This is a genomic window from Jiangella sp. DSM 45060 (assembly GCF_900105175.1).
GTDB lineage: Bacteria > Actinomycetota > Actinomycetes > Jiangellales > Jiangellaceae > Jiangella.
The window spans coordinates 836436-859625 of the sequence record NZ_LT629771.1 but is presented as its reverse complement, the minus strand read 5'-3'; the positions used below and the strand labels follow the sequence as shown (position 1 = coordinate 859625).

General features: G+C 72.2%; 30 protein-coding genes, 3 tRNA genes and 1 pseudogene. 16 read left to right on the top strand and 18 right to left on the bottom strand.

The window, feature by feature from the left end:
* Positions 1-32 precede the first annotated feature (32 nt).
* Positions 33-707 carry a helix-turn-helix domain-containing protein gene (locus BLU82_RS34960; protein ID WP_092615840.1) on the top strand — a complete coding sequence of 225 codons (675 nt, stop codon included), beginning with the start codon at positions 33-35 and terminating at the stop codon, positions 705-707.
* Positions 704-1969, top strand: coding sequence for an MFS transporter (locus BLU82_RS34955; RefSeq protein ID WP_092615837.1), 1266 nt, complete (start codon positions 704-706; stop codon positions 1967-1969). The genes BLU82_RS34960 and BLU82_RS34955 overlap by 4 nt, the downstream gene beginning before the upstream one ends.
* 371 nt (positions 1970-2340) lie before the next feature.
* Here BLU82_RS34955 and BLU82_RS35455 read toward each other — a convergent pair.
* Positions 2341-2676, bottom strand: a pseudogene (locus BLU82_RS35455) (NUDIX hydrolase); the annotation flags it as partial.
* Between the two features lie 40 nt (positions 2677-2716).
* Between BLU82_RS35455 and BLU82_RS03830 the strand changes: the two are divergent.
* Complete coding sequence (locus BLU82_RS03830) at positions 2717-3259, top strand: YbaK/EbsC family protein (protein WP_092625411.1); 543 nt, start codon at positions 2717-2719, stop codon at positions 3257-3259.
* 32 nt (positions 3260-3291) lie between these two features.
* Positions 3292-3368 (top strand) — tRNA-Arg (locus tag BLU82_RS03825).
* A 32-nt stretch (positions 3369-3400) separates the two neighbouring features.
* Here BLU82_RS03825 and BLU82_RS03820 read toward each other — a convergent pair.
* A complete protein-coding gene (locus tag BLU82_RS03820) occupies positions 3401-3754 on the bottom strand; it encodes a VOC family protein (protein WP_092625409.1) in 354 nt (117 codons plus the stop codon).
* A gap of 267 nt (positions 3755-4021) precedes the next feature.
* On the opposite strand from BLU82_RS03820, the gene BLU82_RS03815 reads away from it, so the two are divergent.
* Positions 4022-4786, top strand: coding sequence for a hypothetical protein (locus BLU82_RS03815; RefSeq protein WP_092615831.1), 765 nt, complete (start codon positions 4022-4024; stop codon positions 4784-4786).
* A 22-nt stretch (positions 4787-4808) separates the two neighbouring features.
* Here BLU82_RS03815 and BLU82_RS03810 read toward each other — a convergent pair whose 3' ends face one another.
* The 5 genes from BLU82_RS03810 to BLU82_RS03790 all read right to left on the bottom strand — a co-directional run bounded on the left by BLU82_RS03810 (position 4809) and on the right by BLU82_RS03790 (position 8572).
* A complete protein-coding gene (locus BLU82_RS03810; RefSeq protein WP_197682727.1) occupies positions 4809-6206 on the bottom strand; it encodes a hypothetical protein in 1398 nt (465 codons plus the stop codon).
* A gap of 43 nt (positions 6207-6249) precedes the next feature.
* Complete coding sequence (locus tag BLU82_RS03805) at positions 6250-7092, bottom strand: sugar nucleotide-binding protein (RefSeq protein ID WP_092615828.1); 843 nt, start codon at positions 7090-7092, stop codon at positions 6250-6252.
* Between the two features lie 25 nt (positions 7093-7117).
* The gene (locus tag BLU82_RS03800) at positions 7118-7687 is read right to left on the bottom strand and encodes a hypothetical protein (protein WP_197682726.1); all 570 of its coding nucleotides are present in this window, start codon (positions 7685-7687) and stop codon (positions 7118-7120) included.
* Between the two features lie 151 nt (positions 7688-7838).
* On the bottom strand, positions 7839-8210 hold the full coding sequence (locus tag BLU82_RS03795) for a hypothetical protein (protein WP_157740547.1): 372 nt from the start codon (positions 8208-8210) through the stop codon (positions 7839-7841).
* Positions 8207-8572, bottom strand: coding sequence for a hypothetical protein (locus BLU82_RS03790; RefSeq protein ID WP_092615818.1), 366 nt, complete (start codon positions 8570-8572; stop codon positions 8207-8209). Before BLU82_RS03790 ends, BLU82_RS03795 begins: the two co-directional genes overlap by 4 nt.
* A gap of 171 nt (positions 8573-8743) precedes the next feature.
* On the opposite strand from BLU82_RS03790, the gene BLU82_RS03785 reads away from it, so the two are divergent.
* Complete coding sequence (locus tag BLU82_RS03785) at positions 8744-9277, top strand: trans-aconitate 2-methyltransferase (RefSeq protein WP_092615814.1); 534 nt, start codon at positions 8744-8746, stop codon at positions 9275-9277.
* On the opposite strand, the gene BLU82_RS03780 is transcribed toward BLU82_RS03785, so the two are convergent.
* From BLU82_RS03780 to aztD, 3 genes are all read right to left on the bottom strand, one after another.
* On the bottom strand, positions 9274-10119 hold the full coding sequence (locus BLU82_RS03780) for a phosphatidylinositol-specific phospholipase C/glycerophosphodiester phosphodiesterase family protein (protein ID WP_092625405.1): 846 nt from the start codon (positions 10117-10119) through the stop codon (positions 9274-9276). The genes BLU82_RS03785 and BLU82_RS03780 overlap by 4 nt on opposite strands.
* 236 nt (positions 10120-10355) lie before the next feature.
* Positions 10356-11018 (bottom strand): FxLYD domain-containing protein, encoded by a 663-nt coding sequence (locus tag BLU82_RS03775; protein WP_092615810.1) that lies wholly within the window; start codon positions 11016-11018, stop codon positions 10356-10358.
* A gap of 12 nt (positions 11019-11030) precedes the next feature.
* On the bottom strand, positions 11031-12278 hold the full coding sequence (gene aztD, locus BLU82_RS03770; protein WP_092615807.1) for a zinc metallochaperone AztD: 1248 nt from the start codon (positions 12276-12278) through the stop codon (positions 11031-11033).
* Between the two features lie 121 nt (positions 12279-12399).
* On the opposite strand from aztD, the gene BLU82_RS03765 reads away from it, so the two are divergent.
* From BLU82_RS03765 to BLU82_RS03755, 3 genes are all read left to right on the top strand, one after another.
* Positions 12400-13260 (top strand): hypothetical protein, encoded by an 861-nt coding sequence (locus tag BLU82_RS03765; RefSeq protein ID WP_092615804.1) that lies wholly within the window; start codon positions 12400-12402, stop codon positions 13258-13260.
* A gap of 40 nt (positions 13261-13300) precedes the next feature.
* Positions 13301-13909, top strand: a complete 609-nt coding sequence (orn, locus tag BLU82_RS03760) for an oligoribonuclease (RefSeq protein ID WP_092615801.1) — start codon at positions 13301-13303, stop codon at positions 13907-13909.
* 55 nt (positions 13910-13964) lie between these two features.
* Positions 13965-14040: transfer RNA gene (locus BLU82_RS03755), tRNA-His, on the top strand.
* Positions 14041-14086: 46 nt separating this feature from the next.
* Here the strand turns inward: BLU82_RS03755 and BLU82_RS03750 are convergent.
* From BLU82_RS03750 to BLU82_RS03740, 3 genes are all read right to left on the bottom strand, one after another.
* Positions 14087-14317 carry a hypothetical protein gene (locus BLU82_RS03750; RefSeq protein ID WP_092615798.1) on the bottom strand — a complete coding sequence of 77 codons (231 nt, stop codon included), beginning with the start codon at positions 14315-14317 and terminating at the stop codon, positions 14087-14089.
* Positions 14318-14533: 216 nt separating this feature from the next.
* Entirely contained in the window at positions 14534-16123 is a 1590-nt protein-coding gene (locus BLU82_RS03745) for a sialidase family protein (protein ID WP_157740545.1), read from the bottom strand.
* Between the two features lie 125 nt (positions 16124-16248).
* A complete protein-coding gene (locus tag BLU82_RS03740) occupies positions 16249-16806 on the bottom strand; it encodes a YceI family protein (protein WP_069113133.1) in 558 nt (185 codons plus the stop codon).
* A gap of 105 nt (positions 16807-16911) precedes the next feature.
* On the opposite strand from BLU82_RS03740, the gene BLU82_RS03735 reads away from it, so the two are divergent.
* A complete protein-coding gene (locus BLU82_RS03735) occupies positions 16912-17388 on the top strand; it encodes a MarR family winged helix-turn-helix transcriptional regulator (protein WP_092615791.1) in 477 nt (158 codons plus the stop codon).
* 52 nt (positions 17389-17440) lie between these two features.
* On the top strand, positions 17441-17614 hold the full coding sequence (locus BLU82_RS03730) for a CsbD family protein (protein WP_092615788.1): 174 nt from the start codon (positions 17441-17443) through the stop codon (positions 17612-17614).
* Positions 17615-17670: 56 nt separating this feature from the next.
* On the opposite strand, the gene BLU82_RS03725 is transcribed toward BLU82_RS03730, so the two are convergent.
* Both BLU82_RS03725 and BLU82_RS03720 read right to left on the bottom strand, forming a co-directional pair.
* Positions 17671-17865 (bottom strand): hypothetical protein, encoded by a 195-nt coding sequence (locus BLU82_RS03725; RefSeq protein ID WP_092615784.1) that lies wholly within the window; start codon positions 17863-17865, stop codon positions 17671-17673.
* 3 nt (positions 17866-17868) lie between these two features.
* Positions 17869-18183, bottom strand: coding sequence for a DUF3467 domain-containing protein (locus tag BLU82_RS03720; RefSeq protein ID WP_092615781.1), 315 nt, complete (start codon positions 18181-18183; stop codon positions 17869-17871).
* A 120-nt stretch (positions 18184-18303) separates the two neighbouring features.
* Here BLU82_RS03720 and BLU82_RS03715 point away from each other — a divergent pair.
* From BLU82_RS03715 to BLU82_RS03695, 3 genes are all read left to right on the top strand, one after another.
* Positions 18304-18376, top strand: a tRNA-Lys gene (locus tag BLU82_RS03715).
* Positions 18377-19054: 678 nt separating this feature from the next.
* Positions 19055-19492: an STAS/SEC14 domain-containing protein gene (locus tag BLU82_RS03700; RefSeq protein WP_092615771.1), complete on the top strand. Its 438-nt coding sequence runs from the start codon at positions 19055-19057 to the stop codon at positions 19490-19492.
* Between the two features lie 77 nt (positions 19493-19569).
* Positions 19570-20058, top strand: a complete 489-nt coding sequence (locus BLU82_RS03695) for a DUF1269 domain-containing protein (protein WP_092615768.1) — start codon at positions 19570-19572, stop codon at positions 20056-20058.
* A 101-nt stretch (positions 20059-20159) separates the two neighbouring features.
* On the opposite strand, the gene BLU82_RS03690 is transcribed toward BLU82_RS03695, so the two are convergent.
* The 3 genes from BLU82_RS03690 to BLU82_RS03680 all read right to left on the bottom strand — a co-directional run bounded on the left by BLU82_RS03690 (position 20160) and on the right by BLU82_RS03680 (position 21635).
* On the bottom strand, positions 20160-20369 hold the full coding sequence (locus BLU82_RS03690) for a hypothetical protein (protein WP_157740543.1): 210 nt from the start codon (positions 20367-20369) through the stop codon (positions 20160-20162).
* Positions 20370-20451: 82 nt separating this feature from the next.
* A complete protein-coding gene (locus BLU82_RS03685; protein WP_092615762.1) occupies positions 20452-20892 on the bottom strand; it encodes a nuclear transport factor 2 family protein in 441 nt (146 codons plus the stop codon).
* Positions 20889-21635, bottom strand: a complete 747-nt coding sequence (locus BLU82_RS03680; protein WP_092615759.1) for an SDR family oxidoreductase — start codon at positions 21633-21635, stop codon at positions 20889-20891. The genes BLU82_RS03685 and BLU82_RS03680 overlap by 4 nt, the downstream gene beginning before the upstream one ends.
* 59 nt (positions 21636-21694) lie before the next feature.
* Here BLU82_RS03680 and BLU82_RS03675 point away from each other — a divergent pair, with 59 nt between their 5' ends.
* Positions 21695-22558, top strand: a complete 864-nt coding sequence (locus BLU82_RS03675; protein ID WP_092615756.1) for a sigma-70 family RNA polymerase sigma factor — start codon at positions 21695-21697, stop codon at positions 22556-22558.
* A gap of 96 nt (positions 22559-22654) precedes the next feature.
* A complete protein-coding gene (locus BLU82_RS03670) occupies positions 22655-23176 on the top strand; it encodes an AAA family ATPase (protein ID WP_092615753.1) in 522 nt (173 codons plus the stop codon).
* The last annotated feature ends 14 nt before the right edge of the window (positions 23177-23190 follow it).

Sequence of the window (23190 nt, the reverse complement as noted above, 5' to 3'; positions counted from 1 at the left end):
GCAAAATGTCTTTGGAGTCCTAGGCTGCCGGTATGGAGAGCTCGCGCTCGTGGCCGCCGTCGTGGTTCGACCCTGACCGGCACGACCTGCTCACCCCGCTGAACGTGCGGGCGCTGGCCCACCCCGTCCGCCTCACGCTGCTCCGGCTGCTGCGTGAGGACGGTCCGGCGACCGCGTCGTCGCTGGGCGAGCGGATCGGCCAGTCCAGCGGCGTCACCAGCTACCACCTGCGGACCATGGCCGAGGCCGGGCTGGTCGTCGAGGACGCCTCGCTGGGGAACCGGCGCGACCGCTGGTGGCGAGCCGCCCACGAGGCGACGACGTTCTCCTTCCGGGTGCCCGGGCAGGCCGGCGACACCGAACACCTCGAGGTCGCCGAGCAGTACCTGCGGATGGTCGCCCAGGTCGGCTACGAGCGCGTCCTGTCCTGGATCAGCACGCTGGTCGAGCGCCAGGACGAGCTCGTCACGTCGCCGTGGCAACTGGGCGAGACCTCGCTGAGCCTCACCGACGACGAGGCACGGGAGCTGTCCGAGCAGATCGTCGCGCTCGTCGCCCGGTACCGCCGGGACCAGGAGGGCCGGGCCCGCGGGCCGGGCGGACCGGACGAGGCGGCGCCGCCCGGCCGGCCGGAGCGGCGGCGGGCGGTGTTCCAGTTCCAGTTGCTGCCCGACCCGCATCCCGTCCGCGCCGAACCGCGCCGATGAACTCGGCGCCGTCACCGCCGGTCACGGCCGCACGACACCGGCGGCTGCCGCTGGCCGCGGTCCTGGGCGCCTATCTCACCTCGGTCACGTGCACCGCCGTCTCCGCGATCGCCATCCCCTGGCTGGTGCTCAGCACGACCGGCAGTGCCACCCGCACCGGCGTGGCGGTGTTCGCCGAAATGGCTCCGTACGTCGCGATGCAGGCGCTCAGCGGTCCGTGGGTCGAGCGCTTCGGGCCGCGCCGGGCCAGCTGGCTCGCCAATCTCGTCGCGGGGCTGGTCCTGCTGCTCGTTCCCCTGCTGTACGCGAGCGGGCAGCTCGGCTACAGCGCGCTGGTAGCGCTGGTCGCCGTGGTGGGTGCGGTGCGCGGCGTGGCCGACTGCGGCAGCGCGCCGCTCGTTCCCGGCACGGCGTCGCTGAGCCGGACGGCACTGAGCCGGGCGGCCGGGCTGCACGCGTCGGCCGGACAGGCCGGCAACCTGCTCGGCGCGCCACTGGCCGCGGTACTGCTGAGCCTGCTGCCAGCGCCGCTGGTCCTGCTGGTCAGCGGGGGTGGCTTCGTGCTCGCGTCGCTGCTGGTCGGGCTCCTGGTGCCGGACGAGGTCGGCGGCCGCACCGATGCCGCCGAACCGTACCTGCGCCGGATCGCCGACGGCATCTCCTTCCTCGCCCGCGACCCCCTCCTGCGTGCTCTGGTCGTCATGATCGCCGCGACGAACCTGCTGAACACCGGCTACCTGAGCGTGCTGCTGCCGTCATGGGTCCGCGACAACGGGCTGTCCGTGGCCGCCGTCGGCACCGTCGCGGCGGCGTCGGGAGTGGGCGCGCTGGCCGGCAGTCTCCTCGGGGCCTGGCTGGCGCCGCGGGTGAACCGGTGGCTCGCCTACGCCGTGGGCTTCCTGATCGGCGGCTCGCCGCTGTTCGTGAGCCTGGCCCTGAGCAGCAGCCTGCTCCCCGTCGTCGTGACGGCGGTCTGCTGTGGCCTGGCGGCGGGCGGCATCAACCCGATCGTCGGCGCGGTGCAGTACGAGCGGATCCCGGCCGAGATGTTGCCCCGGGTGCTGGGTGCGGTGAAGGCGTCGGCCTGGGCCGGCATTCCGCTGGGACCGGTGGTCGTCGGCGCCCTGACCGATCAGGCGGGCGTCCAGCCGGCGCTCGTCGCCGTCGGCGTCGTCATGGCGCTGCTGACGCTCGGCCCGTTCGTGGTCCCCGCCTTCCGGCTGATGAACGAGCGGCCGACCGGGTCCGCGGTGACGTCGTAGTCGAGGCGGACGGTCCAGCGGACGGCGCCGTCTCCGAGGGGTTCGACGCTGCTGGTCGCGGCCCGTGCGCGGCCGACGCTGACGTCGCGGCCGTGCTGCTCGCGGAACGCGGCCCGGATCGCCTCGGCCGGATCGTCGCCGTGGCCCAGCAGCGCGCCGGCCGTGACGCCATCCGGGTCGATGCCATAGGCCGCGACCCGCTGTTCGACGCGCACGCCGTCGGGCACGGGCGGGGTGGGCTCGTGCGGCGCGACCGGGACGCCGTCGCCGTCGTCGTACAGGGCCAGGCCCGCCTTGACCAGCGAGACCGCGGGCTCGGCGGCCAGCTCTTCGCGCGTCAGCCAGGCGGCGAGGTCGCTGGTGCCGCCGACCTCGTGCGTCAGCTCCCCGCCGACGACGTGGCCACGGTAGACGATGCGCACCGCGTGCACGTCGACCCCGTCGTAGCCGTCGGGGACGTGGCGCCGGCTCTCGAAGTGCTCGACGTCGACGCCGAGCAGCGCGTCGAGCTCGACCACGTAGCCGGTCTCCTCGAACACCTCGCGCAGGGCGCCCTGCCGCGGATCCTCGACCGGGTCGAGGCCGCCGCCGGCCAGCGACCACGCCGGGCCGTCCTCGTAGCCGATCCAGCGCGACAGCAGCAGCCGGCCGTCGCCGTCCTCGCAGATGACGTAGGCGGAGACGCGCAGGCGTGGGAAGAGGGTCACGAAGACGGGACCGTAGCATCGTGAGGTGACAACTCCGAAGATCGGCCGGCTCGCGGCGGAGCCGGCGCTGTCCCGTCCGGACCTCCTCGGCGGTCCGGTGACGTCGGCCCTCGAGGGCTCGCCCGCCGCGGGGTCCGTCTACGTCGCGCCGATCGACCCGTCGCTGGCCGACACCGCCGAGTTCTGCGCCGCCTACGACGTCGCCCTCGACGAGTCCGCCAACTGCGTCGTCGTCGCCGGCAAGCGCGAGGGCGTCTCGTACGTGGCCGCCTGCATGGTCCTCGCGACCACCCGCGCCGACGTCAACGGCGTGGTGCGCAAGCTGCTCGGCGTCCGCAAGGCGTCGTTCCTGCCGATGGCGGCCGCCGTCGAATCCACCGGCATGGAGTACGGCGGCATCACCCCCATCGGCCTGCCCGCCGACTGGCCGATCCTGGTCGACCCGGCCGTCGCCGCGCTACCCTTCGCGGTGGTCGGCAGCGGGGTGCGCGGCTCCAAACTGGCGCTCCCCGGCCCGGTGCTGGCGGCATGGCCGGGCGCCCACGTGGTCGACGGCCTCGGCCGGCCCGTGCGGCAGGGCTGATCTTTCCGCCACAATGTCGCTTGTCTGCGATTGCGCCTGTAGCTCAGTTGGATAGAGCAGGAGCCTTCTAAGCTCTTGGTCGGGGGTTCGAGTCCCTCCAGGCGCACCAGCTCGATCATGGACACCTCCCCTGGTCTCCGCTCAATTCCTCCGCTCGCTCAGGACGCAGAACTCGTTGCCCTCCGGGTCGAGGAGAGTCACCCAGTGCTGCCCGTCCTGCACGGCGTCGACGCGGCGGGCGCCGAGGGAGAGCAGCCGGGCAACCTCGGCCTGCTGGTCGTCAGGGCGGAAGTCGGGGTGGAGCCGGTTCTTCGACGTCTTGCCCTCGGGAACAGGCACGAAGAGCAGGCCCGGCGTCCGGTCCGGCTCGGGCCGGATCTCGATGATCTCCTCGGATTCGTCGACCACAACCCAGCCGAGAGCCTCGGCCCACCAGTGCCCGAGAGCGACGGGGTCGGCGGAGTCGACGATGATCTGTTCCCATTCCAGTGCCATGAGCCAGAGCCTAGACAGAGCGGCGGCCCACCCCGCCAAGCCGCCACTTCCCCATCCCTGCCCGGGAGGGCGGCCGATCAGACGGCGTTCTGCGATCCGGAACGCAGCCGATGGACGCCCTGAGCTCGTGCCGAGGAACGTGCTCGAGCCGAAACGCTCCGTGGTCCGCATACCTGTTGACGATCTATGGGCCCGCTGTTACGGTCCGAGCCGTTACCAACCGTGCCCGCGCCGACCCGCGGCCGGGCTGGAACGCATGGGGGGACCATGGACGGCACGACCGACCACGAGACCACGACCACCACCCCGAACCGGCGGCGGTTCCTCGCCGCGAGCGCCGCCGGGGCCACGGGCGCCGCCGTCATCGGCGTCGCGGGCGCCGCACAGGCGGACGCCGCTGCGGGCCAGGCGCTCATCCTGGGCCGCTCGAACACGTCCGGCTCCGCCTCGACCGGCGTCAGCTCCAGCTCGTCGACGCCCACCGTCGCCATGCACAACGCCGGTTCCGGCGCCGCCGCGCTGATGACGTCCGCGCGGTCCAACGGCTTCGCCGGCGGCAGCTACTCCGCCAACGCGTACGGCGTCTCCGCGGCCAACTACGCCAACACCTCCGGCACCGGCGCCGCCATCGCCGCCAGCGGCAAGCAGAACGACGGCGTCGCGGCGTCGACGATCCACCCCGATCGCGCCGGCGTGCTCGGCCTCAACCAGACCGACGTCGTGGGCGCCGGGGCGGGCGTCGTGGGCGCGGGCATCAACATCGCCGGCATGGTGGCGTACTCGTCCACCCCCGACGATGCGGGGATCGTGGCCATCAACGAGTTCGGCCTGGCCGTCCTCGCGCACGGGTCCGCGCAGTTCAACGGCGACGTCGTGATCCTCGGCGACCTCTACGTCACCGGCACCATCTACTGCGACAACCCCATCCAGCCGCTGCCGGACCAGCTGCCCGGCCCGCTGGCGCCGGCGCGCGGCGAGAGCATCTGGTCGCGGGCGAAGGCGCTGGTCTCCCGGGTGCTGTCCAGCAACTGACGCCGTCAGGGCGAGGTGGCCGTCACTCCGCGGCGGCCACCTCCTCCGGCACGGGCTCCGGGGCCGGAGGAGGCACCGCCTCGGCGCCGTCCTGCGAGGACAGCGATGTCGAGACCAGGGCCGCCGGCACCTCGGGCCGCCGGTCCGCGGCCTCGGGCTCGGGACGCAGCCGCGGCGGCGCCGCCGACCACGCCTTCAGGTGCTGGATGACCTCGCCGTAGAAGGCGTCGACCGCGGCGAGCACGGAGTCGATGAAGCTGCCACGTCCTCGGCCGCGCTTGCCGCCCATGGGCAGGCTCTGGGCGACCCGGAACGTCCGGAGGTCCTTGGCCGGGTCGGCGACCAGCACACCGGGGTCGTCGCGGACCGTCGCCAGCAGCTCGGCCGCGCCGGCACCCCGTCCGTGCAGGACGAACGCCTCGATGCGCAGGTCGGCCGGGGCGTTCTTGAGCTGCCGCACCAGCCAGTTGACCCGCGTCGTCTGCCGCCCCTCCCGAGGCGCGTCGACGTCGACGTGGCAGGTGATGCGGCCGGCCCGCAGGTCGGCGGTCACCACCAGTTCGCCGACGGTGTCGGGGATGCGGATCGCGCCGGTGAGGGTGGCGTGCTCGGCCAGGTGGTCGATCAGCCACTGGGTGCGCAGCGCGGGCTCGGCCAGCTCTTTGCGCGACAGCACCGGCGTCACCTCGGTGCCGAGCTGACGGCCGAGCCGGAGGCTGGCGAAGCGCAGCAGCGCGTCGAAGCGGTTGGCGACCTCACTGACGCCCTTGTCGGTGGACCGGAGCGTCCCGGCCGCGATGGCGTTGCGGGTCGTGACCCAGTTCTCACCCATGTCGTCGAACTCGAGGGCGCCGGAGCGCGGGTGCTCCAGGTACCGGATGAGCTCGCCGAGGACCCAGGCCTGGTCGGGGTCGGCGATGCCGCGGAACTCCTTCTGCATGACTGCCTCGGTCAGCACGTTCGTCCACGACAGGTGATGCATCGCGACCTTGCGCAACTTGCGCTTGTCGACCTTCGTCGGATGCTGCCCCGCGATGGCCGGGATCTCGTTCGAGATGGTCAGGACCGCGTCGAAGCCCTGCTCGCGGGCGATGTCGAGGTAGTTCTCCAGCTGCTCCGGCACCAGCTCGTTGCTGCCCGTCTTGACCTCGACCAGCGCCGTCCACGACTTCTGGCCGCGGCTGACCCGGACCAGCCCGTCCGGGAACAGCTTCTTCTCGCCCAGGACGAACGGCACCTCGATGTAGGTCTCGACGTTGCCGGCCGGCGCGCCGAACGGTTTCGTCAGCGCGCGGCCGAACTCGCGGACCGCCGTCATCACGGCCAGCAACGCCGAGGTCGCCCGGCGCTCCTGCTCCTCGGCGCCGTTGATGCCCGACGTCGGGATCAGCCGTGCCTCGTGCCAGCTCTCTTCGGTCATTCCACCCGCTCCCTCATCGCTCTCCCCCTTGCTGCGCGGGAGGTTAGTCGCGGGGTCGGACAGTTCCTGCCGTCAGGAACTCCCGAGCGCCTCGCAGGCGGGTCTGTAGCACGGTCTGCGTCGCGCGGCTGTCGAGGCGGACGTCGAGGGGTCCGGGTGGTCCGGACGCGGCACGGGTGCCGGCCGGCAGCGCGGCGCCGTCGAGACCGTCGCGGCGGGCGATGAGCCGCCCGAGGTCGTACCGGCTGACGGCGTCGGGGCCTGCGACGTGGTGGGTGCCGGTGCGGGCGGACGCGGCCAGCTCGAGCAGGGCGGCCGCGAGGTCGGCGACGTGGACGGGGCAGCGGATGTCGTCGGTGAAGAGGACGCCGTCGCGGCGGCCGGCGGCGAGGTCGTGGACGAACGCCTCCTGGGGCGAGCCGCCGTCGCCGATGATCAGAGAGGTCCGCACGACGACCCCGTGCGGCGCGATCGCCCTGACCGCCGTCTCGGCCGCCGCCTTCGCCGCGCCGTAGGGGTTGACGGGGTCCGGGACGGCCGTCTCGTCGTAGTGGACGGCGGCGCCGGAGAAGACCGCGTCGCTGGAGACGTGGACGAGGCGGACGGCGGACGCGGCGGCGGCCAGCGCCACGTGGGCGGCGCCGTCGGCGGTGATCGCCCAGTCGGACTGGCGGTACGCGGCGTTGACGACGACGTCCGGGCGGACGGCGGCGACCAGCGCCCCGACGTCATCCCGGCGGCGGACGTCCAGCGCCCGCCACACCACACCGTCGTCGCCGCCCGGCCGCGTCAGGTACGTCGCGGCGACGTCGTGGCCGGCCGCACGGGCTTGGCGGACCAACTCACCGCCCAGGAACCCGCTGCCGCCGACGACGAGGACCTTCACGACCGGCCACGATAACCGCCGGCTCCTACTCGACCTTGACCCACTCACCGCACCGGACGGTCTCGAAGTCCTGACCGTCTTCGACAGTGACCTGCGGATTGCCGCCACTCGGCAGATCGTTCGCGATGATGTCGTCGCCGTTGCTCCCGGTCCGCAGGACAGCCCAGTAGCAGGAGCTGGACACGCCGGTGGCCCGGTAGGTGCCGGCCGCGATATCGAGGCCGACCGTCCAGACTCCGTCCGTGACGGTGTTCGCCTCGATGCCGGCCTCGACCTCGTCGATCGCCGTCTGCCGCTGGTCGAGCTCCGCCTCACGCTGGTCGAGCGCGGCCGACCTCTCCACGAGGTCGGCGTTGGCCTGCTCGGCGGCATCGAGGCGCTGTTTCAGCTCGTCTCGCTGGACCTGCGTCTCGTCGAGGCTGCTCTCGAGCTCGTCGGCTCGTGCTTCCGCCCGGCGTCCGTCGGCCGCGAGACCGGCGGCCTCGGCCCGCAGCTCGCTCTCCCTCTCGCCGGCGCGGCCGTCACGGATTCCCCATCCAGCGGAGAAGGCGGCGGCCAGCAGCATCACGACGACTCCGACCAGGACCCATGGCACGCGTCTCCGCCGCGGTTCTGCGGCTCCCGCCGGAGGCGGAGGAGGCGGCGGAACGTCGATGCTCGGCTCGGACCCGGGACCTGCAGGTGTGGTGTCAGACATGGTGTGCCCCCAGAAGAACCGGCGAGGTGTCCTCGCGGCGGGGGTGACGCTACGCCGGGGGTCGGACAGTTCTCCCGCGGACAGGTGTGACCTCACGGGCGAGGCGGCGGCTGATGACGGTCGCGGTGACGAGGCTGGCGGCGGCGCCCAGGACGGCGCCGTACATCGCGAGCTTGGCGCCGTGCGGCACGTACCGGTAGGCCGTGCCGTCGGCGTATTCGCAGGTGAAGTCCACCGGCACGTAGTCGCGATTCGAGGCGACGACGTCCAGCGAGGTGTCGTCGGCGGTGCGCCGGTCGGGGCAGGTCTCCTCGCCGAGGCCGAACGCGAAGCCGCCGTACATCCACACGAAGACGACGAGCAGGATGGGGACCGCCGCCCAGAGGTAGTCGTGCACCGAAATCAGCCGCCGCGGCCTCACCTCAGCAGCGTCCACAGCAGCACCCCCAGGGCGATCCAGAAGACCGCCACCATACCGAGCGCCAACGCAAGGCCGCCCATCGTCGTCAGCCGGCGGTCGGCGGAACGGGCGCGGGCCCGGCCGGCATCCGGGCGGACGGCGGGCGCGGCGGCCGCAACGGGGGCGGCGGCAACAGGCGGAACGGACAGCGACACCAGCGACTCGACGTCGTCCGGGGCGAAGGCGGCGACCCAGCGCAGCACCCCGTCGGGCGACGGCAGGACGAGGTCGACGACGGGGTGGCCGGTGGGGTCGGTGGACGCGACGAGGTACCCGTCACCGAACGGCGACCACGCGAACGGGCCGGAACGTGGTGCGGACACGATCCCTCCCGGGGGCGCGCGGCAACCTGCCGGGAGGTCCCCGTCCCCCGACGGTCCCGCTGTGCCGGGGTCAGTGACGACGAAGGCAACCGGGAACTACTCGGGCGCACCGTATCGCGAATCGCGGCTCTTGACGCACCTTGTCAGGGATCGGCTGCGACACTCTCCGCCATGAGCGAACGGCCACCCGCGCACATCGCCAGGCTGATCCCGCGGCTCGGGCTGACCGGGACCGAGCGGATCCTCGAGCTGGGCGCCGCCCCGGGGGTCGCCGTCGCCGAGATCGGGCCGCTGCTGACCGGCGACGGGCACGTCACGGCGCTGGACCGGTCGGCCGTCGGCGTGCGGCGGATCCGCGAGCGCAACCGGGCCCTCGTCGACGCCGGCCGGGTCACTGTCGTGGAGCAGGACCTGACGACGCTGAGTGCGGACCCGCCGCAACGGTTCGACCTGATCTTCGCGTCGAACGTCAACGTGTTCTGGACGCACCCGCGCAAGGCCAACGTCGACGCGCTCGCGGAGCTGCTGGCGCCGGGCGGCCGGCTGCGGCTGTTCTACGGCTACGGGCCGGACGACGGCGCCGGCAGCGGGCGCGACACGGGCTCGCTGGTCGCCGCGACGCTGCGCGCCTGCGCGGCGCTGACCGCCGTCACCGTCGACGGCGGCAGCGCGACGTTGCAGGTCAGCGCCGAGAAGGCGGGCTAGCGGGCGGACAGGAAGTCGTCCAGGCCGGCGAGGTCGTCGGTGTTGAGGTGGTCGACGCCGGCGGCGAGCAGCTCGGCCCAGATCGCGTCGCGGGCCGGCCCGGGGGTGTCCGGCGTCGCCCAGAAGCGGACGCGGTAGCCGGCGGCGTGCGCCGTCGTGACGATCTGCCGCAGCTTCTCGCGCTCGGCCGGAGGGATCGCGCCGACGCCGCGCCACGTGAAGTGGTTGCCCCAGTTGTCGCTGACCAGCGGCATGAACCCGGCCGGCAGCCCGCTGGTGAGGTCGCCGAGGCGGCCGTCGTACCCGGCGAAGCGCAGCCGCTGCGCCTGCATCGTCGCCTTCGGCCGGTCGCCGCTGATGACGGCGGTGACGGCGCCCGGCTGCACCCGGCCGCCGACGTAGCGGGTCAGGACGTCCTGGTACTGCCGCAGCACGGCGTCGACCTCGGCGTACGTCGCCTCGCCGGTGTTCTTGATGTCGATGAGCAACTGCAGCGAGCCGTCCCAGCCCGGGTACACCGAGCCGCCGTTGGCGTGGACGAGGTCGCGCAGCGGGTCGAGGTACAGCGACTGCAGGGTCCGGCCGGGCTCCACCTCCCAGACGTCGTGCGCGACCAGCAGCTCGCCGTCGACGAGCCAGACGTCGGCCTCGACGCTGGTGAACCCGTGGTCGAGCGCGTCGAGGAGCGGGCGCTCGTGCTCGTAGTCGTTGTGGGCGTGTGCGGCGTCGTGCGGGCCGTCGACGGCGTGCGCGGCGGCCGTGACGGCGACCCCGAGGGCGGCTGCCAGCGGGACCGCCACGACGGCGCGGACGATGCGGCGGAAACGGGACCGTTCGCTCATGACCGCCACCGTCACGGCGATTGACAACGGGTCAATGTCCGGTTCGCGACGGCCGGACGACGGCTACGAGAACGCTAGGGTGTGTCTCCCGGGTCTCGGCCGTAGCGAGCGGCGTCCAGGTGGATGCCTCGCAAGGCCGAGGAAGGAATCATAGCGGTGCCTATGGCGACTGACGAGAACGCAGCGAGGCGCCGCCTGGGCGTCGCGCAGTAGGCCATGGACCCGGGAGACACACCCTAGGTGCGGTTGGTGTCGGAGTCGACGGCGAACTCGACGGCGTCCCAGTCGCCGTAGTCGTCGAAGCCGATGAACTGGGCGTCGACGGAGTCGCCGGCAGCCAGCCCGGTGGCCGAGGTCGTCAGAGTGGAGACGGTCTCGCCGCCGTTGAGGACGGTCGCCGTCCAGTCGACGTAGTCGACGGTCTCGTCGCCGGTGTTCGTCACCGTGGCCCGGACCTCGAAGTCGCCGGCGAAGTCGCGCAGCACCTGCACGTCGGTGAAGGTGAAGACGCCGTCGGTGAACTCGCCCTCGAACGGCGTCGGCTCGGACTCGAGCGACTCGTCGGCCGGCGGCTCGGTCGCGCCGGAGTCGAGCTCGGCGCGGGCTTCGTCGAGACGCCGCTTGAGGTCGTCGCGCTGCTGCTCGACCTCTTCGAGGCGGTCGCGCAGCCGCTCGAGCTCGTCGCTGTCGCCGCCCTCGCCGGTCTCTTGCGGGGCCGGGGACTCCTGCGCGGCGGGCGCGGACTCGTCGTCGTCGAGGCTCATGCCGACGGCGACGCCGGCGCCGCCGCCCGCCAGCAGGGCGACCACGGCCACGACCGGCCACACCCACCGGCGGCGGCGGGCGGCCGGTGGGGGCGGTGGCGGCGGCGGGGCCGGCGGCAGGGGCTGGAAGCTCATCGGCTGGAAATGTTACTCCTTCGCGCCGGTCAACTCGTTGGGGACCTGCGGCAACGTGGCCGACGCGACGACCGACCCGGCGGCCAGATCGACGGCGTGCAGCTCGCTCGACGCGGGGTCGGTGACGTACGCGGTGTCGCCCTCGACGTGCAGGGCCGGCCGCGGCTGCTGCCAGTCCTCCGGCTCCGTCCAGGCGCCGATCACCGGGATCGCGCCGGTGACCTCGGCCGTCACCGGGTCGATGACGTGGATCGCGCCGTCGGTGCCGAGCACCAGTGCCTCACCCTGCGGGCCGCGGGCGAGGGAGCGGAACGTGTAGCTGACGCCGAGGTCGACCAGGCGCAGCGTGTTCGTGGCGGTGTCGATCAGCGAGACCCGCTCGGGCCGCTCCAGCTCGGCGTCGGGGTCGCCCTTGTAGTCGCCGAGGACGACGGCGGACTCGTCCGAGCCGGCCTGGTTGCCGATGCGGCCGTACGGGTCGGGGCTGGGGATCTTCGTGAACGCGCCGTCGCGGTAGACGAGGACGCCGTTCTCGCACCCGACGACGATAGTCTCGTCGTCGGCGACCGCCTCGCCGTGCACGCCGGGGCACTCCTCGTTGCGGGCGATCTCGGCGCCGTCGGCGTCGAGGACCTTGGCGCCGGTGCGCGTCGTCTCGTCACCCAGGGTGACCAGCAGCTCGTCGTTCGCCAGCTGCACAGCGACGCCGTGGTGCGGCTGGTCGGCCTGGACGACCTCGGTCCGCGGCGCGCCCTCGGCCAGCTCGTCGGCCCGGAACAACTCGATGCGGCCGGAGCCGTCGCTGAACAGCACCGTCGTGCCCGCGTGCCGGACGACGTGGCCGGGGTGGTCGGCCTGGAACTCGACGCCGGTGAACGCGGGATCGCCGACGTAGTGGTGCTCGTGATCGCCGTGCGCGCTGCTCCAGGCCCCGGCGTCGAGCACCCGGAACGCGTCGCCGGCGGAGACCATGACGTGGCGGTCGTCGCCCGCCGGGTTGACCCGCGTGAAGCCGTCCAGTTCGACCGTCCCGGCCACCTCCAGCGTCTCGCCGTCGATGACCATCAGGCCGCCGTCGTACGTCGCGACCAGCCGGGACGCGGCCTCCTGGACCTCCTGCGCGCCGTCCTCCCGCGGGGACGACGTGCTCTCGCCGCGGGCGGACGAGGCGTCGCCGCCGTCGTCGCCGCAGGCGGTGAGCAGCAGGGCGGCGACGGCGAGCGTGGCCGTGGTGGCGGTGGCGATACGTGGTGTGGTCATGCCGGAACCCTAATTGAGAATGGTTTTCGGACTCAAGTTTGCTTCGGGTGGGTTCGGCGATCATTCGGGACTAGGCTCTGCCGCACACCCGATCGTCCGTTCCACGCTGCGAGGAGTACCGGTGGCGAAGCGCCGTCAGGCAGGCCGGCGGGCGGCGAGCCGGTCCGGTGACGCGCCGGAGCCCGAGGCGCCACCCGACGAGGCCGCGGAGGACGCGCGGCGGCCCGCCGGCCGGGCGGGTGAGCCGCCCACCGCCGGACGGCCGGGACCACCCGTCGCTGGCCCGCCGGGACCCGCCGCCGGCCCCCAAGGGCCCGCCGCCGGACAGCCGGGACCGCTCGACGAACGGGCGGCGGCGCGGGCGGCCGCGGCGGGACGGGCGGCCGAGCGGTTCGCCGCCGGGCGGCGCGCGGCCGGCCACACCGCCCCCGCGGCGCCCGTGACCCCCGCACCCGACGGCACGGCGTCCTTCCAGCGGCCGGTCACGCCCGGCGACGCCCCGCTGCGGCCCGGCGCCGAACCGTGGACCGCCTTCCCCGACGCCGTCCCCCGTCCGCGACGGGCGGGCCGCCAGCCGTCCACCACGGCGACGCCCTCCGCTCCCATCACGCCGTCCGCTCCCACCACGCCGCACGACCCGCCTACCGCCGCCATGCCGCGCACCCCGCGCGACGCGCCCGCCGCCACGCCCGGGCCGCGGCCCGATCCCGCGCCGCGCCGATCGCTGCCCATCGTCATCCCGTCGATCACCGAACTGGCCGTCTACGGGTCGCTCGCGGCCGCCGTCGCCGCCGTCGTGATGATCGTGAACGGACGGCCGTATTGGCAGGCCGCCGTGGTGGTCGTGGCGGCCGCCGCGGTCATCGTCCTGCTCGCGTTCGTCGCCGCCCGGTCGCGACCGGACCAGCCCGCACCCGACGCCGCCGACGACGCCGACGACGCCGACCCACCGTCCGCGGGGCGCCGGCGCCGACGCCACTAGGCGAGATGCCAATAGGGTGGTCCGCGTGACCAACGATCGAATGGTGTGGATCGACTGCGAGATGACCGGTCTCGACCTCGAGCGAGACGCGCTCATCGAGGTGGCCGTGCTCGTGACCGATGCCGAGCTGAACGTCCTCGGCGACGGCGTCGATGTGGTCATCCGCCCGCCCGACGCCGCGCTGGAACAGATGAACGACGTCGTGCGCCAGATGCACACCACCAGCGGCCTGCTCACCGAGCTCCCCGGCGGCGTCACCATGGACGAGGCCAACTCCCTGGTCATGCAGTACATCAAGGCGCACGTGCCGGAGCCGTCGAAGGCCCAGCTGGCCGGCAACACCGTCCACATGGACCGCCTGTTCCTCGCGCGCGACCTCCCCGAGGTCGAGGGCTGGCTGCACTACCGCAACATCGACGTGTCGTCGATCAAGGAGCTGGTGCGCCGCTGGTATCCGCGCGTGTACTTCGCCAGCCCGGCCAAGACCGGCAACCACCGCGCGCTCGGCGACATCAAGGATTCCATCGACGAACTGCGCTACTACCGGCGCACGGTGTTCGTCCCGATGCCCGGCCCCGACAGCGTCAGTTCGCGTGCCGCGGCGGTCTCCGTCATGAAGGAAGCGCGAGACGAACCGGCCCGCGACTAGACCACCCCTCCGCGCACCGTATACTTGTTCAGCCGTGCCCCGTTGGGGACGCATGGTGGGTGTAGCTCAGCTGGTAGAGCACCTGGTTGTGGTCCAGGAAGTCGCGGGTTCAAGTCCCGTCACTCACCCCACTCGATGGCGCTGGTCGGATCCCTCTGACCAGCGCCATCGCCGTTGTCAGGTGCCCGTCGCGGCCGTGTCGGCGGTGAGGAACAGCGGCTCGCCGAACGTCGTCGACACCGTCCACAGGCCGTCTGCGCCCGCGGGTACGGCGACGCAGATGCTGCCCTCGGCGACACCGCCCTCGTAGAGCTCGCCGACGTCGGCCAGGTCGTTCGGGATGACACCGCAGTAGTCGGAGTACGTGACGCTGTCGCTGCCGACGAACTGGAAGGTCAGGTCGACCACGCCATACCGCTCTGGCTTCCGGTGTAGGTGGCGGTCACCGGCACGATGTAGAACTCCATGCCTTCGGCCGGCGGTTCGTTGAACTCGTTCTCGTCGGCGCGGCGGCCACCGGCTCGTCAGCGGGCGTTTCGTGAGCAGGCGGCACATCAGCCCATGATCATCAATGATCCAACCACCCAGAGGGGGTCGGATCATTGATGATCATGAGGACGGGGGTCAGCCGCCGACGGGGGCACGCACCCCGAGCTCGGCGAGCACGGCCCAGCCGTTCGACGACGTGATGGTGACGCGCACGGCGTCGGCCAGGCCGGGGGCGCCGAACCAGGTGAGGTCGTCGCCCCAGCGGATGACGGAGTCGAGCGTGCCGACGTCGCGCCACGCGCCGTCCGACCGCACCGACAGCACCGCACCCGACGCGTAGCCGGGCTTCAGCGCCACCCCGACCGACGACACCCGCTGCGGCTGGGCGAACTCGACGGTGTACGACGCCGGCGCGGCCCGCGGCGCCCACGCGGCGTCCCAGTACCCGACCACGCCGTCCAGGGCGCCCAGCACGCCGACTCCCGGCCGGCCCGCCTGCACGTGCGTCATGTCGGTCGTCACCGTCGCCTCGCCGGACGCCACGAGCGCGGCGAGGTCGACACGGCGCGGGTCCGGGCGGTCCGGCCGGATCTCGGGCACGGAGACGAACGTGCCGACGAGCCGGCTGGCGGCCGAGTCGAAGCCGATGACGAGGACCCGGCCGGGCCGCACCTCGACAACGGCGGGGTTGGCCTGGTCGCCGGTGCCGGAGTCCCAGACGAGCTCACGGGCGGCCCCGTTCCACGGCGCCTGCGGCGAGCGGATCACCGCGCCCACCGTCCCCCGCCGGTCGGTGAAGTGCCCGGACAGGTCGCCGTAGGCGAGGAACACCGAACCGTCGCGCAGCACCTCGGTGTGCGCCGACGACGTCACCAGGTCGATCTCCGCGGGCGCCGACCACGTCAGCCCGCCGTCGCGCGACCACGACTCCTGCGAGTGCACCGCGCCCATCGTCGACGCGGCGGTGCCGATGCGCAGCAGCGCGTGCACGACGCCTCCGGGCAGCACCGTCAGCACCGGCTCCTGGTAGTGCGTGCCGGTCGCCGACGCGACCAGCGACTCCGTCGCCGCCGACCACGTCTCGCCGCCGTCGGCGCTGCGGACGACGGTCGCCTTCTGCCACTTGTCGTCGGGGACGGTGCCGTACAGCGGGATGATGAGGTCGCCGCCGGGCAGCTCCTTGACCTGGCCGTGGCTGCCGTTCCAGCCCAGCTCGTAGGTGTCGACGATGTCCGACTCGCCGCTGAGCATCGAGTCCACGACGACCGGCTCCGACCACGTCGCGCCGCCGTCGTCGCTGTGCGCCACGCGGGTGCCCATCGGCTCCGCCGGCCGCACGGAGTAGTCGATCTGGAACCAGCTGAGCAGCAGCCGGCCGGAGGACAGCTGGGTGATCATCGGGTCGCGGTCGTCGTACTGGCTGTCGTACACGACCTCGGGCTCCGACCACGTCTCGCCGCCGTCGTCGCTGCTCAGCATCAGCAGCCGGCCGTCCTGGCCGGTGTGGCCGGCGCCTTCGCGGGCGACCGCGACGACCGAGCCGTCGGCCAGCCGCTCGGCGTTCGGGAAGTGCAGCTTCTTACCCTGCGTGGCCTGCGCGATGACGACGTCGGGGGTGCCGGGCGACCAGGTCGGGCCGGCGGCGGCGACGTCCGCGCCGCTCGCGGGGGTGCTCAGCAGGCCCAGCGCGACGACGCCGGCCAGCACGAGGGGAACGGTTCTCATGGGCTCCTCCAGGGCGGGGGTGCCGTCATGGAATACGGCACACCGTTCCATGTCAATGCCGCACAGCAAGACGCCGCGCCCGGCCTCAGCCGGACGCGGCGTCGGAGGAACCGCGAAGAGCGGTCTCAGGCCTGCTTGATGGCCGAGATCTCGAACTCCAGCGTGACCTTCTCGCTGACCAGGACGCCGCCGGCCTCGAGCGGGGCGTTCCAGGTGACGTTCCAGTCCTTGCGGTTGATCTGGAGCGAGCCGTCGAAGCCGACGCGCTGGTTGCCGAACGGGTCGGTCGCGGCGCCGGTGAACTCGAGCTCGAAGCTGACGGGCTTGGTGACGTCCTTGATGGTGAGGTCGCCGGTGACCTTGAACGTCGTCTCGTCCGACTGGTCGATCGCGGTCGAGGCGAAAGTGATCTCCGGGTACGTCTCGATCTCGAAGAAGTCGTTCGTGCGCAGGTGGCCGTCGCGCTGCTCGTTGCGGGTGTCGACGCTGGCCGTCTTGATGACGATGTTGACGGACGAGTTGCGCGGGTCGGCGCCGTCGATGCGGGCCGTGCCCTCGAACTCGTTGAAGGCGCCGCGCACCTTGGTCACCATGGCGTGCCGGGCGACGAAGCCGAGCCGCGTGTGCGCCACGTCCAGCGCGTAGTCGCCGGTCAGCTGGGTCAGGTCGGTGGTGGTGGTCATCGTTCGTTACTCCTTGCCGGGGGGTCTGTGGTCAACTAACTTTGTTGACGCGTCACAGATTATCGAACTTGGATGACGTGTCAACTATTCCGTACACTGGCATCCATGACAGAGACCCGGTGGCTCGACGACGCCGAGCAGCACGCCTGGCGCGGCTATCTGCGCATGAACACCGTCCTCGGCGCCGCGCTCAGCCGTCAGATGCAGACCGAGTCGATGCTGTCCATGCAGGACTTCGAGGTCCTCGTCCACCTCACCGACGTCGACGACGCCCGGCTGCGGGTGTCCGAGCTGGCCAAGGCGATGCGCTGGGAGAAGAGCCGGCTGTCGCACCACCTCAGCCGCATGGAGAAGCGGGGCCTGATCGGCCGCGAGGAGTGCACGTCCGACGGACGCGGCGCGTTCATCGTCCTGACCCCCGAGGGCCGGGCCGCCATCGAGGCAGCCGCCCCCGCGCACGTCGACGCCGTCCGCCGGCACTTCTTCGCCGTGCTCACCGACGACGACCTCAAGGCGCTGAGCTCCATCGCCGACCGCGTCATCGCCCGCGTCGAGGCCACCGACACCTGCCCCTCCGAATAGTCCGCGCGGCCCGGGGGTACGGGCCGAAGGACACACAAGGGAGGGAGCACTCATGGGTGCCGGCGACAAGATGAAGAACGCCGCGGAGAAGGCCAAGGGCGAGGCCAAGGAGGCGCTCGGCAAGGTCACGGACAACGAGAAGGCCGAGACCGAGGGCAAGGCCGATCAGTCCAAGTCCGACCTGAAGCAGGCCGGCGAGAAGGTGAAGGACGCCTTCAAGGGCTGACGTCCCACACCGTCCGCCCCGCCACCCCCACACGCCCGGCGGGGCGGACGCACGTCTCAGATCAGCAGCGTGAGCGCGACGCCGACGGCCGTCGCGGCGAGGATCGCGAATTCCCGCGCGAACGGCGTCCGGCCGGGCTCCTCGTCGCCGGCCGCCCGCTCCTCGCGGCGCCGCCGCAGCGTCCGCAGCGCCGACCAGCCGGCGGCGAACAGCCCGCCCAGGCCGATGACGATGCGCAGGACGTTGCCCACGCGCTAGGAGTCTTCCGGCGACCGGCGCTTGACGCCGTGGCTGCGCTCCCACATGGACAGCTGCTTCTCCAGGCCCTTCATGATCTCGAAGACCTGGCTCGGCGGCACCCGCACCCGCGTCACCACCCGCGTCGGCACCTTCAGCACCCGGCTCCCGTCCTCGCCGACCGACGGTTTCGGCGGGCGCTTCAGGACGGCGAAGTCGAGGACGAACGAATCTGCGGTGTGCCAGATGGAGGCGAAGTCGGCGTACGTGCCGGGCTCGACCTCCGCCGGGATGTCGATGTCGTACTCACGGCGTTCGGGCGGGTTGGCCATGCGTTCTACCCTGCCACAGCGGCCCCGCCATCCGGCACGGCTTCGCCGGCGGCGCAGACCTGGCTGGTCAGGACTCGATTTCAGCTTCCCGACCCGCTGATGGTAATCTTCAGCGTCGTTGCGCCATTAGCTCAATTGGCAGAGCAGCTGACTCTTAATCAGCGGGTTCGGGGTTCGAGTCCCTGATGGCGCACTCCCCAGCAGGCCAAGTTCTTGGCCGAGCTGTATCCACACCGGAGGTCGTGGTTGTGGTCGGGCTCCCGCGATCGGTCGAGCGCGAGCCGCAGCTCTTGGTCGATGACCTCGGCAGCTCCCGGGTTGCTCACGCGGCGGCCCATGCCGTGATCCTGAGTCCCCGATACCCGAGCCTGGCCGAGCTGGTCCGCAACCTGGCGAGCCGTGTGCCCCGCGGCATCGAGCACGGTCGCAGTGCTCTTCCGGAACGCGTGCGACGTGAGCCACACCAAGGCCGCATCACCCCGCGCACGCCGGACATCGATCCGAGCGGATACCTGCCAGGTCAGATCGCAGCCACAGAACTCAACATCCAAACAGTCGTCCAGCGGTGGGAGACCAGGTCCCCGAAGGAGTACGTGATCAGGTCCAGATCGCGACTTACGACGAGACCGCTCCTTTCAGCGTCATCCCGGTCGACCGGGCGATGTGCATCGTGCAGCCCTCTGTACCGCGGGTGCGTGGAGTCGACTCTCCCACTTTGTCGTTGAACGCGAGTCCGCCACGACGGTCCTCTCCCCAGCTTTCGAGCAGGTCTTCCGAGACCATCACGCCGATGTCGATGACGAGGCCCGACCGCACAACCTGCCCGGACATCACCCCTGGAGAGCACTGCCCATGATCCCTCCGAAGCTCGATGACAGCCGTCCATGGCGACGTCCCCCTTCTCGGCGCTTCAAGTTCACAGCTTGATCTCTTTCACCCGAACCGGGTGATTCTCGACGATCGTGGCCGGTGGTTCGATGTCAAGACATTCGGGTGCGATTTCAGCCCATTCGTGGGCTGGGCAGGCATTCCCGATCATCGAGTAACGCGTTCCGAGGAGCATGCCGTGATCAGGGTGATAGACGACTTCTCATATTCGGCCGGAGCGATGTGGGCCGATACCCGGCTTTGGGCGCGGCACCTCAAGGGCTGGAGGAAGGTCGCGGTCGTCTCCGACGCCGATTGGTTGGAGAACAGCATCAAGGCGTTCGGTTGGATGATGCCCGGCGACATCGAGGTCTTCGAACCCGACGAGATCCTCGAGGCGAAGCAGTGGTTGGTCGATCTCGACGACGAAGACGACGATTGACCGCCCACATCGGATGACCTGGCCCAATCGACACGGCCGACGTGACAGCGAGCTGGCTGGTTTGAGGAGGAGGAACCATGACCACGTTCACGGTCTGGAAGTTCGAGGATCCGGAAGGTGCGGCGCGGGCGGCGGCGTCGCTGAAGGCTGCCGAGGCGGACGGGGTCGTGAAGATCGTCGACCACGCCGTGCTGAGCTGGCCGCAAGGTGCGGAGAAGCCCGCGCTCGAGCACGAGCACGACAGCACGAAGCGGGGTGCCGGCTGGGGTGCGCTCTGGGGAATCCTCGGCGGTGCTCTGTTCATGGTCCCTGTCGCCGGAGCCATCATCGGAGCCGGCATCGGCGCGCTCGCGAAGGCCACCGATGGCACCGGGATCACCAAGAGCGACCTCGAACGCATCCGCACCGAGGTCGTTCCCGGCACCTCGGCGCTGTTCATGGTGACCGACGCCGCGGACGTCGACCGGCTGGGCGAGCGGTTCCACGGACGGGACGCCACTCTGATCAGCACGAACCTCACGGAGGCCGAGCGGGCGATTCTGCTGGAGACGTTCGGCGGTCGCTGAAGCCACCCGTGGTGACCCCCTCGAGCCGGCGTCGACGCTCCGATCGCTGTGGCTCGTGGCGGAGAAGCCGGCCACCGGCTCGCCGTCGACGCGCGGGTCCGTCAGGGCGACATCGGGGCGGGCGCCTCCGGCCCCGTGACGACGAGCTTGCGGACGCCGGCGTTCGGCGTCTGGCCGTCCGGGTTCGGCGAGGTCGGCAGCGGCACGGCGTCCATGACCGAGAACCGGGCGCCGTCGGATGCGTCGAGCAGGACGGCTCGCAGCTGCCGGCCGTCGGTCAGCGCCATGCCGCGGTATCGACGTAACGTCACGTCCAGGTGCGTACCCTCGGAGGGCGCCCTGGGCCCGTTGGCCACAGCGTGGGCCGACGCGCACAGGGCTGCCCTGAACCCGTCACCCGGGCGGGCCGCCGGCCAGTGGGCTGGTGTCCACGTAGAGCACCTCGTCGACGCGCTCGGAGAAGCGCCAGCCGTCGGTCGTGCGGCGGTAGCGGTCGTGGTAGACGGAGTAGTTGAGGTGCGAGCCGGCGTCGCCCATCCGGCCGAAGCTCAGCACGTAGGCGCGGCCCGTCGCCGTGTCGCCGTCGAGGCGGACGACGCCCGGATGCGTGCCCTGCACCAGGTAGTCCCACAGCTGCCCGAGCAGCTTCTCGATCCCGGCCCGGATCGCGTCGCGGCCGGCGTACTCGGCGCCGACCGCGGGGACCCGCCAGACGGCGTCGTCGGTGAACAGTGCCGCGAACCGGTCGTAGTCGCGCATCATCCCGGCGTCGGCGAACTCGCCGCGCAGGGCCTCGATCTCGACCCGGTCGGCGACGGCTCGGAGGTCGGTCATCGTGTCCCCTCCAGCCAGTCGGCGAAGGTCGGACCGGCGATGACGGCGTCCGTACCGGGCAGGATCCGGCCGGCCTCGTACAGCACGCCGTCCGGGTCGCCGGGGTCGCTGACGCCCTCGACGTGGGCGGGGTCGCCGCGGTGGGCGAGGACGAGCGCGGCCAGGTCGACCACGTTCTCCACGCGCGGCCCGGCGACCTCCAGCAGGGGCGGCCCGTCCGGAGCGGTCGCGAGCTCCGCGGCGGTCTCGGCCACCGTCCGGGCGGCGACCGGCTGCCGCACCGACCGGGGCAGGTGGACGACGTCGCCCTGGCGGCCCCAGCCCATCATGGGCTCGACGAACTCGTGGAACAGGTCCGAGCGCAGGATGTGCACCGGGAGCGGCCCGTCCAGCCACGCCCGCTCCTGGTCCACCTTGGACGCGGCGTAGCCCGACGTGAGCCGGTCGACCCCGATGATCGACACCACCACGACCCGCTCCACCCCGGCCTCCGCGCCGGCCGCCCGCAGGTTCGCCACGGCGGCACGGAAGAACGCGGCCGCCTCGTCCCTGTCCGGCGACGGCCCGGTGGCGGCGTCGACGAGGACGTCCGCACCTTTGAGCGCCTCCGCGAGCCCCTCACCAGTGACGACGTCCACTCCGGTGGCGCGCGAGAGCGCCGTCGTGTCGTGCCCGGCCTCGGTCAGGACGTCGACCAGGTGACGCCCGAGTCGACCCGTTCCGCCGGCAACTGCGATCCTCATGTCATCTCCTCTTGAATCGGCTTCAACACCACGACGAAGCGCGACGGCGGAAGGTAACGGTGGACGGGCTGGCCGAACGGTTCGAGGCGCATCGCGGGCAGTTGCGCGCGGTCGCCTACCGCATGCTGGGCTCGCTGAGCGAGGCCGACGACGCGGTGCAGGAGGCCTGGCTGCGGCTCAGCCGCACCGACATCAGCGGCGTGCGCAACCTGGGCGCGTGGCTGACGACGGTCGTCGGGCGGATCTGCCTCGACCTGCTGCGTGCGCGCACCGCGCGGCGGGAGGAGGCTCTGGACGTCCGCCTCCCGGACCCGGTCATCAGCCCGGCGGACGGGGTCGACCCGGAGCAGGAGGCGCTGCTCGCCGACTCCGTCGGGCTGGCGATGCTGGTGGTCCTCGACACCCTGCAGCCGGCGGAGCGGCTCGCGTTCGTCCTGCACGACACCTTCGCCGTGCCGTTCGACGACATCGGCCCGATCGTCGGGCGTTCCGCGGACGCGGCGAAGATGCTGGCCAGCCGGGCCCGCCGCCGCGTCCAGGCCGCCACGACGGTCCCCGACGCCGACCTGCCGCGCCAGCGCGAGGTCGCCGACGCGTTCCTCGCCGCCGCCCGCGCGGGCGACTTCGACGCGCTCGTCGCCGTGCTCGACCCGGACGTCCTGCTCCGCGGCGACCACGGCGCGCGGCAGGCGTCGGAGCTGATCAGGGGCGCACGCCGTGTCGCCGAGGGCGCGCTCCGCTTCGCCGAGGCCGCGCGCTACTCGCGCCCGGTGCTGGTCAACGGCGTGCCGGGCCTCGTCACCGCGCCGAACGGCCGGCCGCTGTCGGTCATGGCGTTCACCATCAGGGGCAACCGGATCGTCGAGATCGACATCCTCGCCGATCCCGACCGGCTGGCCCGGCTCGCCCTGACCCCCGGTTGACGGACGTCAGCCGGAGGGGCCGCCGAACGCGAGGCCGCGGTCGGCTGCGCCCGATCGTAGCGGCGGTCTCCGACAGTCCCCCGGCAGAATGGACCCGTGCCCACGATCGTCGTCCTGACGGGACTGCCCGGCACCGGCAAGTCGACGCTGGCCGACCGGGCCGCCGTCGCGCTCGGCGCGCCGTCCTTCGCCGGCGACTGGCTGCTCGGCGCACTCGCACCGCACGGCGTCCTGCACGGCCTGGACCGCGCGACGTACCGGCGGGTGTACCACGATCTGCTGGGCACGCTCGTCACGCGGCAGCTGCTGCTCGGCCAGTCCGCCGTCGTCGACTGCCTGGTGGACGACGACGTGCTGACGCGGTGGCACGGCCTGGCGAGCGACCACGGCGCCCGGCTGGCCGTCGTCGAGTGCCGGTGCGGCGACGTGCACGTGCACCGGCGGCGGATCGAGGGGCGGCGGCGCGGCATCCCGGGCTGGCACGAGGTCGACTGGGCGCACGTCGAGCGGATGCGCGCCGAGTTCCCGCCGCTCACCGTCGAGCACCTGGCCCTCGACACCGCGCACCTCGACGCCGGCGCGGCGCTGGACCGCGTGCTCGCCCACGCCCAGGCATAGGAGCGGCCCGCGCG